This is a genomic window from Lishizhenia sp., from assembly GCF_033720595.1.
GTDB lineage: Bacteria > Bacteroidota > Bacteroidia > Flavobacteriales_D > Crocinitomicaceae > Lishizhenia.
Map to the genome: position 1 here is coordinate 1 of NZ_JAWWCF010000084.1, position 11,778 is coordinate 11,778.

Below are 11,778 nucleotides of genomic sequence, written 5' to 3' on the forward strand. Positions count from 1 at the left end.
GATTATAATCAAGGAAGTAACATAGATGCTGCCGCTACCCTTATTGATTGGGAAACACAGGGATACTTTGGGGAGTACGCCAATGGTTACCCTTTAAACTCTAGCTTTTTTACCTACATCCGTAAAGGATATTGGAAGGATAAAGGAAAAAAATACCTCCTGCTAAGAAAAAACACAAATGGCGTGTTGAGCTATGGATGGGTAAAACTGGAAATGAGCAACTATCGATCTGTAGGTATCTATGAAACGGCTTTTTGAAGCTGTAATTATTCTGACTATGATACTTATCCTCCCGAGAAGTTTGGAGCTATTGGATAAAAGAAAAATTTAAATCAGTGCTATCCTAGCTCCTTCGCTCCCAATTAAATATCCAAAATGACACTTTAGTACTTGACCATTAATTTGTTCCTCGGTGAATCCATTTTTTATTATTTTTATTTCACTAAAAATAAACTCGCCATATGGACCTCCAAAGAATCAAAATCTTCGTTTGTTGCATTTCCTACCTCCTCGTAGCGTTGAACCTCCTGTTTATGGTAGATTATCAAGACCTCTCCTGGGAAGCTAATAAATCCAGTTTCATCGGTATATGTACAGGTTTATTAGTCGGAACAAATATGTTAATTTCATTACGTACCGATACTAAAAACACTCAAGTGAAAAGTGAAGAAAGAATTTAAGAAGGGTAATAATAATATCTTCCTTTCATTAAATTTGTAGGATGCGCAGTTCATATTCACCAGAGGAAATTGAAACATTTGTTCAGGACTTTAAAAAGTATCGTCACGTTAAAGAAACCATAGGTCTAGCTCAACAACCGGACTTCTTAAAAGCTGTAGTAAACATTGCCCAAAGAACAGATTATCCTTATCCAGAATACAGCACTTGGTACCTCAGTAAAGTTGCCGAGGCCAAAAAATACCCCATACACCTTATTCAAAAAGAACTCTTGGACTTGTATTTAGAACATGAAAATCCAGGACTGCAGCGAAGCGTACTTAAAGCACTCACCTTTTGCCCAATTATCGCCTACAAACAAGGAGAATTTTTAGACAAACTCTTTCAAGATTTAGCAGCACCAGAAGTTAAAGTAGCCGTTAAAGTGCATGCCTTGGAAAACCTACAAAAATTCATACCTAATTACCCCGAACTTTTGGGCGAAATACAACATACCGTAGAAATGCAACGCGATAACTTCACGCCCGCCTTAAATGCAAGGTATAAAGCTTTTTGTAAGAAAAATAAATTAACATAACCCATATGAAAAATCTATTCTTCATCTATCTCCTTTTTCCGTTCACCCTTTGCTTGGGTCAACAAGTAAAATACAGTCATTACAACACCTATATCGGTACCTATAAAAATGGAAAACTGAAAATAATTGATATGATCGCTGCTCCCCGTACAAGTTTTTATGACAGTACAGGCAGGTATGTTTCCAATACCCTCTATAATGACTCCTTATTTGGTGAAGTGCAACAGAGCTTTGAGTATACCTATGACGCTTTAAATAGAAAAGAAAGAGAATATTACACATGGGGCAATGGAGCTCCAAATTCTTTCATTCACTATTATTACGATAGTTTAGATCAAAATATACGTCAAGAATTTTATGACTTACCAGACACCACACTTACTTCTGTAAAGTTTTTCAATTACGATAAGCATGGAAATTTACTCACAAAAACCCAGTCCTTTAACAATAACCCTCCCATTTTATTAAAAGAAAACACCTATACCTACGCAGGAGATAGTTTAGAATCTTGTATATCTACAACCTACAGTTTAAACGGTGTTCTAACGGAAAAGGAGGAGATAATTTATCAAAATAATAAACCTGTACAAGAAACAGATCTCCTTAAAAAAGAAACTACGTTATTGAGCTATTATCCATCTGGAAGGTTAAAAAGTAGAGAAAGAGATAATTACAAGGATGAATACTTTTATGAGGTAGATGCATACGGCAATGTTACCTTACGCGCAGAAATTTTTAATGGAATTGAAGGAGAAATAAGAGTGTTTTCCTATGAATATTATGAAAGTGAATAAGGCTACCATTTCTGGCTATTCACTGTAGTCCCGAGCATTTCATTTAAGTGCACATTCCCCTAAAAACAACACTTCTATGGTCGTGCTTTTTTAGGAGTGTTTACTAAAATTCAAAGCTAGGGCGCTGCCGTTGCTATCCAGGGCAGATTTCTTCTTATTTTCACGCTATGGAAGTAAAAATCGTGAACCTCTCGCCAAAGTCATTTGTAGGATATAAGCAAGAAATGAGTTTAAGTGAAAACACTACACCAAAACTTTTCCAACAACTCATGCAATTAAGAAGTAAAGTTGAACAAAATGCTTCTTTCATCTACGATATCAAAATTTATCCGTCTTCCTATTTTCAAAACTTTTCCCCTACAACTAATTTTATCAAATGGGTTGCATTGGAAAATACACCTCAACTTGGCTCTTGTAAATTGGATGGCATAACACTTTCTGGTGGACTTTATGCAAAATTCAATAACCCATACGGCTTTGGAAATCCTAAAGTCTATCAAGACATTTTTCAAAAATGGCTTCCTTCCTCTGATTACCAGCTCGATCAAAGACCTCATTTTGACGTTTTTGTACCACAGAAAGATCCCTCTCAAATTGCAGAAGATATTTTTATCCCAATCAAACCCAAGTAAAATTACCGCTTAAACACATAATACACCATTCATGTATTAAGATAAAAGATTTATAGTACCTTGCATTGCAAAGTACCTTTTAAAAAATATATCTTTGTTATGTATTAGTACTATAAGAATTAAATTATGAAATTAGAAAATACAAAAGCTCAAATGCGTAAAGGGATATTGGAGTATTGTATTCTCTCTATATTAAACGTCAAAGAAGCCTATCCTTCAGAGATAATAGATCAACTGAAGGCCGCCAAAATGATCGTTGTAGAAGGAACACTTTACCCCCTACTTACGCGACTACTCAAAGCTGACTTACTCACCTACAGATGGGAAGAATCAACGAGTGGTCCACCTCGTAAATATTATTCACTCACCACAGCAGGTGAAAATTTCTTAGCTGAATTAAATGCTACCTGGAACGAACTAAGCACAGCTGTAAACATTATTACTCAGAAATCATGAACAAGACGATATCTATCAATTTAAGCGGACTCATTTTCTACGTAGAAGAAGAAGGATATGAAAAGCTAAGGGCGTATTTAGATAATATTCGTGCGCAATTTAAAAACAGCGATGAAGCAGAAATGGTCATCGAAGATGTTGAATTACGTATTGCAGAAATCTTTACAGAAAGAGCCAATGGTGGTCCTGTAACTAGCCAAGACGTAGACCACGTTATCACAGTAATGGGAGAAGCAACAGCCTACGCCCCAGATGAGGAAGAAGACGAAACTTCCGGTCAACAATCATCTACAAAAACCAACACCGTTTACGTTAAAAGCGGATTGTACAGAGATCCAGAAAACGGTTACATCGGTGGTGTTTGTGAAGGGTTGGGTCATTACTTCAATTTAGATGCTCATTTGGTACGTGCACTACTAGTTATTTTCGTGCTATTGGGTGGTTCTGGTATCCTTATCTACATCATTCTTTGGGCTGTTTTGCCGGCGGCTAAGAGTACCAATGACAGACTCAAAATGAAAGGTGTCGCCGTTACCGTAGAGAACATATCCAAGGAAGTAAACAAAGCTGGAGAAACGATTACAAGAAAATCCAAAGAGTTTTCACATAAGGTAAGAAACGAAACTTCCGATGGTTTTAAAAGCTTGGCTAAAGCATTGGTAAAAATCATAGGTGTATTTTTTATTATTGCAGCGCTCTTCTCATTAATTGCCTTTACCACATTAACTATTGGCGGGTTAGGTATAGTAGGAAGTAACGAAGAAGGTGAAATATTGTCGTTGTTTGAACTCTCTAAACTTTTTTTTGAGAACGGCTTTATGAATACTCTTGCTTGGACCTGTGTTTACATTGCTAAATTCAGTCTTATCATCCTCTTAGCATTAGTTGGAGTTAAACTGATCTGGAATACAAAAGCCAAAAGTATCAAATACTTAAGCGTATCTCTATTCGTACTTTTTATCATCACCTTCATTTCAAGCTTTGCCATTGGTATTAACACGGCTTTACAATTCGAAGCTTCTGCGGAGGACAAAGTAGAAGTAGGTGCAATAATTACAGACACTTTAGAGGTACATTATTTTAGTGACAGACCTGTAAACTCTAGTGCTATTTACAGAACAGAACGCGATGAAGTGTTGCGTTTAGAAGACGAAAATATCCTCTTGCGCTTTGAAGATATGGATTACCGTACCAGCGAAGACAGTATGACGCGTATTTACCACAGCTTGAAAGCCAACGGGGCTACATCAGTTCAAGCTTACGAAAATTTAGAGCACATCAAGCACAATGTTTACATGGAGGGTAACAAACTTTATGTGGACTTGGATTACAAATTCCCTGCAGAAGATAAGATTAGAAATCAAGAAGCAGAAATAGATATTTACAAACCTAAAAACGTCGTTGTAGAAACCTACATCAACGGGGAACATCATTCAACCAGAAGCTATAATGGCGAAGATGATGACTACAATTACAGACGTCATTACGAAAGAGGTATTCATGTGCACAGCGATGATCACAACGGTAAACATGAAGTAAATATCACTTTTTAATGAATAAAATGTTTTAGCAGCAAACAACAGCGGTAGATTTAGCATCATTTTTCAGTAGTGTATTCCTAAGTTAAACTTGAAAATCAGCAACTTCTAACGCACCTCAATGAACAATTGAGTTTTCTAACCAAAAACAGACAAAAGCCTGTAATTCAGACACTACGAATTGCGGGCTTTTTTTATTATCTTTGCAAGGCTTAAAAATACATCTATGACAAAAAACACTGAGACTCTCGAGACCGCAAATACAGATTTACAAGCATACAAAAACGAAATCATTAACGATTACAGATTGGCTTGCATATCAAGAGAAACTTCTTTATTGGGAAGACGAGAAGTTCTTACCGGTAAAGCGAAGTTCGGTATTTTTGGAGATGGGAAAGAATTGGCACAAATCGCTCTAGCAAAGCAATTCCAAAACGGAGACTTTAGAAGCGGTTACTACAGAGATCAAACTCTGATGATGGCCATAGATCAATTAAATGTACAACAATATTTTGCTGCCCTTTACGCACACACAGATGTAGCACACGAACCTGCATCAGGAGGTCGTCAAATGGGTGGACACTTTGCTACGCGAAACATAGACGAAAACGGTGAATGGAAAAACTTGATGGAACAGAAGAACTCTTCTGCTGACATCTCTCCTACTGCCGGACAAATGCCTCGTCTATTAGGTTTAGCACAAGCGTCTAAAGTGTATAGAAATCATCCTTCATTAAAGGAATTAGAAGACTTTAAGAAATTCACCAACGGTGGAAACGAAGTTGCTTTTGGTACGATTGGAGATGCCTCAACATCAGAAGGTCCTTTCTGGGAAACAATGAATGCTGCAGGAGTTTTACAAGTACCTATGGTAATGAATGTATGGGATGATGGATACGGTATTTCTGTATCTAGAGATCACCAAACAACGAAAAGCTCTATTTCTGAAGCCTTGGCTGGATTCCAAAGAACAGAAGACAAAAAAGGATTCGAAATCTTCGTTACAAAAGGATGGGATTACGCAGACCTTTGTATTACTTATGAGAAAGCTGTAAAATTAGCACGTGAAGAGCAGATTCCTGTTTTGGTTCACGTTAAAGAAGTAAACCAACCGCAAGGTCACTCTACTTCTGGATCTCACGAGCGTTACAAGTCTGAAGAAAGATTACAGTGGGAGAAAGATTTCGACTGTATAGAGAAATTTAAACAATGGATTACTTCTACTAGCCTTGGTGAAGATGCTGCTATTGCAACTGTTGAGGAATTAGAAGCCATAGAAAAAGAAGCAAAAAAAGAAGTTAGAAATGCGAAAAATGCTGCGTGGAAAGCCTTCACTACAGATTTATTAGCAGACCTTTCTACTGCCGTTCAATTGATGAAGAACGTTGCTGATGCTTCTCCAAACAAAGCATTCATCAACAAGGAGATTGAAGCTTTGGAAAATGCATTCGAACCTATTCGTAAGGATGTATTAAACGTGGTAAGAAGCGTTATTCGTAAAGTAAGAGGTGAAGAAAACACAGCGAAAACTGCTTTAGTAAACTGGTTAAATACTCAGTTGAACAACAATGCACAACGTTACAGCTCTGCACTTTACTCTTCTTCTAAATACAGCATAGCTAACATCACTCCAGTTGCACCGACTTACGAAGGTGAAGAAATGGTAGATGGTAGAATTGTATTGAGAGATAACTTTGAGAAAATCTTTGAAAAATATCCAGAAGCATTAACTTTTGGTGAGGATACAGGTAAAATTGGTGGTGTAAACCAGTCTATGGAAGGTATGCAAGAGAAATTCGGTGAATTAAGAGTTTCTGATACTGGAATTAGGGAGGCTACCATCCTTGGACAAGGAATTGGAATGGCCATGAGAGGTTTACGTCCTATCGCTGAAATTCAATACTTGGATTACTTGTTGTACGCTATCCAGATTATGTCTGATGACTTAGCAACGGTACAATACAGAACGGCTGGTGGACAAAAAGCACCATTAATCATACGTACACGTGGTCACCGTTTAGAAGGAATCTGGCACTCAGGTTCTCCTATGGGAATGATCATCAATGCCATTAGAGGTATGCACGTTTGTGTTCCAAGAAACATGGTACAAGCCGCAGGTATGTACAACTTGCTAATGGAAGCAGATGAGCCAGCATTAGTAATTGAGCCATTAAATGGATACAGAACCAAGGAGCAAAAACCAAGTAACTTAGGTGAGTACAAAATTCCGTTGGGTATTCCTGAAATCGTAAAAGAAGGAACTGATTTAACCATTGTTTCTTACGGTTCTACCTTTAACTTATGTGCGCAAGCTGAAAAGTTAATGGCAGAAACAGGAATGAATGTAGAATTAATAGACGTTCAAACTTTGTTACCGTTTGACGTGAACCACATGATTGTTGAATCGTTGAAGAAAACAAACCGTTTGATGATCGTAGACGAAGATGTTAGCTCTGGAGCAACAGCATTTATCTTAGATCAAATTTTGGTAAAACAAGGAGGTTACTACCACTTGGATTCGCAACCGGTTACTTTGAGTGCTAAGGATCACCGTCCGGCTTACTCTACAGATGGAGATTACTTCTCTAAACCAAACGTAGACGATATCTTTGAAACAGCTTACGGCATGATGCACGAAGCAAATCCAACAGATTTCCCTGCTTTGTTCTAAACAAGAGAAACACATAAATAATTTAAAACGCATCCTACGGGGTGCGTTTTTTTTTGGTTTTGGGGTGTTGGGGCTATACGCGGGTCAACCGGTACGGGGGATTTTTGTATTTTCACTGGAATATGAAATGGATTTGGGGTGCCATAGTATTTTTGGGAATATTTTTTTCTTTTGCTTCTCAACGGGAGCATCGTGAATTCACTGAGCAAGTAGATTGCAATAACGACAGCTGTTACGGCTATTACCAAGGACCAGAATTCATTAAAGGAGATGATATAGCGCATCAATTTTCAAATACTATGTCGGCCAAAGTAGGTGATCAACTCAAAAAGCTTTACAGGGAACAAAATTATGTGCAGGTAAATCTAAAATCTATAAATATGTCGACTGAAGGTATGGGTAGTGGTCATGTAACCTACAAACTCACCATTCCCTTCCAAAAAGTAAGTGATTCTTGTGCAGCAAAAACCAGTTTCGACCACTGCGGAGGATGGAACCATACCCCTGCCCTCACAGCACGTAAAAAACAATTACAGAAAGCACTTTTACCCGGTGATCAATTAGATATTAGTCCCTTAACTACAACACCAGAAGGACTCCAAGAATATTGGATACAATGGCGTAATCAAAACACACAAGCAACATGCGCGGTCCAGAAGAACTAATTGTACGCTACCATTTTATTTTTGGAATCTTACAGTTCATTGTCTTTGTAATATATACAAACTTTTATGCGAGAACTCACCAAAACATAAAGCTTCAACGTCGTAAACTAAAGCGACAAAGTAAAAATCATCAAAAGATTAAACAATTCATTGCAGCGCAAGAGAGAAAACTAAAAAATAGGAAAAAGCAAATCTGGTTCTACTATTTCGGTATATCAGGAATTCATATTTACATCCTCGCATCATCATTTAAAAAAGATCTCTGGTCCCCATTTACACCTTTGATTATACTCGTCATTATTGTCTTATTAACCATGATAACGAACTGGTTAAAGGGCGCAAGTGTTGGCGTACAAAAAGGTAAAGAACCACCGTCAGTGAATCAATATCAGTAATTTAATTTGGCTGTTCGGGCGCGTCATCCGCTCTACTCCTCCCCTTTTCATACATTCAACTAAAAAAATTAAGGGGGCTTCTATAGTCGCCCCCAAATATTAAGTTTCATGGTACTAAAAGTCTACGGGGTGTCGCTGCTACCGCTAACAGAGCTAACATCTTCTCCCTACCTACACTTCCTTACCTCCGGCGTATTCGAGCTATTTAATGATTTTGCTATTTCCTTTCACAATTAGGTGTACTGCAAAACCTAATTCTCCAATTACAGCGCATCCTAATAAAATTCCGTTAACAATACTCCACACTTGATTTTCTGACAGAAAGAAATGGTACAAACAATCCGTAAAATATCCTATTCCTCCTAAAAACACAAAGCCTTGCATCCACTTAGCAATTTTGGACTTACAGATTAAGAAAGACAAGGCAACCATGTGCACCGCAAAAAACAATTGCCAAGCAAACACACCCATACCATGAATTTCTAAAAACAAATAACTCCAATTTTCAAGATCCTCCTGCTCCATACTTAAACCTGCATGCAGCATTATATAAGGCACCACATAAAAGATTAAGTTCACGCTCATTATAATGGCCATCGCTATTCTACTCAAACCAGCCACCTTAACCGCTGTTTTATTGTATTCCGAAAACAAACGCATGAGCATCACCGTCAATAATGTTTCAATTAAGATAATGAGTAAATCGCCCAAAAAACCTAATTGAAATAAAGTCTGATGCGCTATTAGATGCTGAAAGGTAGCTGCGGCATCTCCTTTTACCATCAATGTTTCACCTACGTACATTATACTAAATCCACCTATTAATGCAATTAAGAAATAAAGGCTCCCCGCTGTTCTTGCAAATTTCATTGTCTCCATCTTATTCTATTTTTTTCACAAAGTTCTGGTAACAAGATTCAGTTTGCATTGACTTAAGTTAAGAGATTCATTTGTATCAATATCCCCCTATAGTTTTAGTGGCTTTTTTCGTTCTAACTTTAATGAAATAGCTTTTGCGAAAGGAATTTCAAAGACTTCCTTCCATTCCCTTCTTTTTTAAATCAGCTTTCTTTACATTTAACAAAAAGACCACGTGAAAAAACTCATAGCCAATACGGTAAAACTTCAGGCATACTTCAACTTTACTTTTGTACTTAGTATCATCGCCTGTATTACACTATTGTTTGACTATGGTTTTCAAAAATCACTTGACATAGAAATAAACTTAGTGGTATTCTACCAAGTCACGCTAAGTTTTGGAGTTATAGCGTTTGTTTTGCGACTCTTGAGAATGGCGCACAAACCTAAAATACCCGTCTTCCTCTTTGATATTATTTCTACGCTCTATACTTTAATCATCATAGTAAACCAATTGGTTCATCTTATAGGTGTGCTAGATTACAACTTTCTACATCATGACACGTGGTTATCTATAGCCGTTTTACTCATGTTTATCAGAGAGTTTTCGGAAATACGTATTCAATATAAACGCACGCTATTAAACCCTGCTCAGCTTTTCATTCTAAGTTTTCTTTTTATCATCTTAATTGGAGCTTTATTACTCAAACTCCCCTTAGCCACTTCACAGGGTATTAGTTTTTTAGATGCAATTTTCACCTCTACTAGTGCCGTTTGCGTAACCGGTTTAATCGTTGTAGATACGGCCACAGCTTTTACTCAATTCGGCCAAACAATAATTATGATATTGATACAGGTTGGCGGTCTAGGAATCTTAACATTTGCCAGTTATTTCAGCTTTTTCTTTAAGGGGAAAAGTTCCTATGAAAATCAACTCACACTCAGTGAAATCACCAATGCTAAACGCCTCTCTGAAGTTTTCACAACTTTCAAGCGTATAATTATCATCACCTTTGGTATAGAATTAATTGGTGCAATTCTTATCTATTTTAATTTAAATGCAAAAGACTTTATACACGTTGGAGATCAATTATTTTTTGCTGTTTTTCATAGTATTTCAGCCTTTTGTAATGCAGGATTTTCCATATTAAGTGATGGAATAGCTGATCCTCAATTTAAATTCAACTATGGTTTTCAAATCATTCTTATTGGACTATTTATATTAGGAGGTCTAGGTTTCCCTATTTTCTCTAACATCTTCAACTACACACGTAGGTTTGTTATTCGAAATCTTTTCTTTTGGCGCAAAAATCAATTAGATAATAAACCTTGGGTACTCAACCTTAACAGTAGAATAATTCTGATTACGACCTTCTTTTTAATCTTTTTCGGAACACTGCTGTTTTTAGAACTAGAATTTGATAATACTTTGGCAGAACATGAAAGTTTGTACGGTAAATTTGTAACAGCTCTCTTCGGGGCAACAACCCCTAGAACTGCTGGTTTTAACACCTTTGATTTTGGAGATATACGTTTCCCTACCTTCATGCTAATTATGTTTTTAATGTGGGTGGGAGCCTCTCCTGGATCAACGGGAGGTGGAATAAAAACTACAACACTTGCTGTGGCAACCTTAAATCTCTTATCTATCGCTAAAGGAAAAAGCAAAATAGAGATTTATAGACGTGAGATTTCAATGCGCACGGTTCAAAGAGCCTTTGCCGTAATATCCCTTTCCCTCATTATGATAGGCTTTGGAATTACAATGGTAAGTATATTCAACCCAGATTTATCACTCAAAGAAATAGCTTTTGAATGTTTTTCAGCCTTTAGTACCGTTGGATTAACTGTTGGAATCACCACGAAACTATCTTCTTTAAGTAAAGTAGTTATTATCCTTTTGATGTTCGTTGGACGTGTAAGTATGCTGAGCATACTCATTGCAATTTTTAAACGCACCAAACACAAGAACTATCGCTACCCCATGGAAGAAATAAGCATTAATTAGTATGAAATATATAGTATTTGGACTCGGAAGCTTTGGCTCAAGTTTAGCAGAAAAATTAACCAGTAGAGGTCATGAAGTCATTGGCGTTGACAAACGCATGGATAAAGTGGATGCCTTAAAAGAAAAGATCACCCACACCATTTGTATGGATGCTACCGATGAGCTTACAGTCTCTGGATTGCCCTTAGATGATACGGATGTTGTTATTGTAACTATCGGTGAAAATGAAGGTGCCAACATAATGGTTACTGCCCTATTGAAAAATCTCAAGGTAAAACGCTTAATCAGTAGAGCTATTAATAATCTTCACGAGAAAGTTTTAAAAGCTATTGGTGTACATGAAATTGTTCATCCCGAAGAAGAAACTGCAGAACGATGGTCTAAAAAACTCTGTCTATCAAATGTTATAGACTCCTTTCAGTTGAACGACAATTATAGCATTGTTGAAATGGAAGCACCCGAACAATTTGTAGGTAAAACTCTACGTGAACTCAATATGCGCAGAA

General features: G+C 37.1%; 12 protein-coding genes. 11 read left to right on the plus strand and 1 reads right to left on the minus strand.

The annotated features are described in order from the left end of the window. From R3333_RS07585 to R3333_RS07625, 9 genes are all read left to right on the plus strand, one after another. On the plus strand, positions 1-258 hold a 258-nt coding region (locus tag R3333_RS07585; RefSeq protein ID WP_318958186.1), incomplete at its 5' end, for a hypothetical protein. A gap of 463 nt (positions 259-721) precedes the next feature. After that, positions 722-1,255 (plus strand): hypothetical protein, encoded by a 534-nt coding sequence (locus R3333_RS07590; protein ID WP_318958187.1) that lies wholly within the window; start codon positions 722-724, stop codon positions 1,253-1,255. 5 nt (positions 1,256-1,260) lie between these two features. After that, positions 1,261-2,049 (plus strand): hypothetical protein, encoded by a 789-nt coding sequence (locus R3333_RS07595; protein ID WP_318958188.1) that lies wholly within the window; start codon positions 1,261-1,263, stop codon positions 2,047-2,049. Between the two features lie 167 nt (positions 2,050-2,216). Beyond that, positions 2,217-2,681, plus strand: a complete 465-nt coding sequence (locus R3333_RS07600) for a GyrI-like domain-containing protein (protein ID WP_318958189.1) — start codon at positions 2,217-2,219, stop codon at positions 2,679-2,681. A gap of 126 nt (positions 2,682-2,807) precedes the next feature. Next, positions 2,808-3,137 carry a PadR family transcriptional regulator gene (locus R3333_RS07605; RefSeq protein WP_318958190.1) on the plus strand — a complete coding sequence of 110 codons (330 nt, stop codon included), beginning with the start codon at positions 2,808-2,810 and terminating at the stop codon, positions 3,135-3,137. After that, positions 3,134-4,690: a PspC domain-containing protein gene (locus tag R3333_RS07610; RefSeq protein ID WP_318958191.1), complete on the plus strand. Its 1,557-nt coding sequence runs from the start codon at positions 3,134-3,136 to the stop codon at positions 4,688-4,690. Before R3333_RS07605 ends, R3333_RS07610 begins: the two co-directional genes overlap by 4 nt. 211 nt (positions 4,691-4,901) lie before the next feature. After that, positions 4,902-7,346 (plus strand): thiamine pyrophosphate-dependent enzyme, encoded by a 2,445-nt coding sequence (locus R3333_RS07615; RefSeq protein ID WP_318958192.1) that lies wholly within the window; start codon positions 4,902-4,904, stop codon positions 7,344-7,346. Between the two features lie 122 nt (positions 7,347-7,468). Further along, the gene (locus tag R3333_RS07620) at positions 7,469-8,011 is read left to right on the plus strand and encodes a hypothetical protein (RefSeq protein WP_318958193.1); all 543 of its coding nucleotides are present in this window, start codon (positions 7,469-7,471) and stop codon (positions 8,009-8,011) included. Then, positions 7,990-8,406, plus strand: a complete 417-nt coding sequence (locus tag R3333_RS07625) for a hypothetical protein (protein WP_318958194.1) — start codon at positions 7,990-7,992, stop codon at positions 8,404-8,406. The genes R3333_RS07620 and R3333_RS07625 overlap by 22 nt, the downstream gene beginning before the upstream one ends. Positions 8,407-8,607: 201 nt before the next feature. Here the strand turns inward: R3333_RS07625 and R3333_RS07630 are convergent, their stop codons facing one another. Next, entirely contained in the window at positions 8,608-9,285 is a 678-nt protein-coding gene (locus R3333_RS07630) for a DUF4386 domain-containing protein (RefSeq protein WP_318958195.1), read from the minus strand. A 214-nt stretch (positions 9,286-9,499) separates the two neighbouring features. On the opposite strand from R3333_RS07630, the gene R3333_RS07635 reads away from it, so the two are divergent. Further along, the gene (locus tag R3333_RS07635) at positions 9,500-11,272 is read left to right on the plus strand and encodes a TrkH family potassium uptake protein (RefSeq protein WP_318958196.1); all 1,773 of its coding nucleotides are present in this window, start codon (positions 9,500-9,502) and stop codon (positions 11,270-11,272) included. 1 nt (position 11,273) lies between these two features. After that, positions 11,274-11,778: TrkA family potassium uptake protein (locus R3333_RS07640; protein ID WP_318958197.1), on the plus strand; the 505-nt coding region annotated here is incomplete at its 3' end.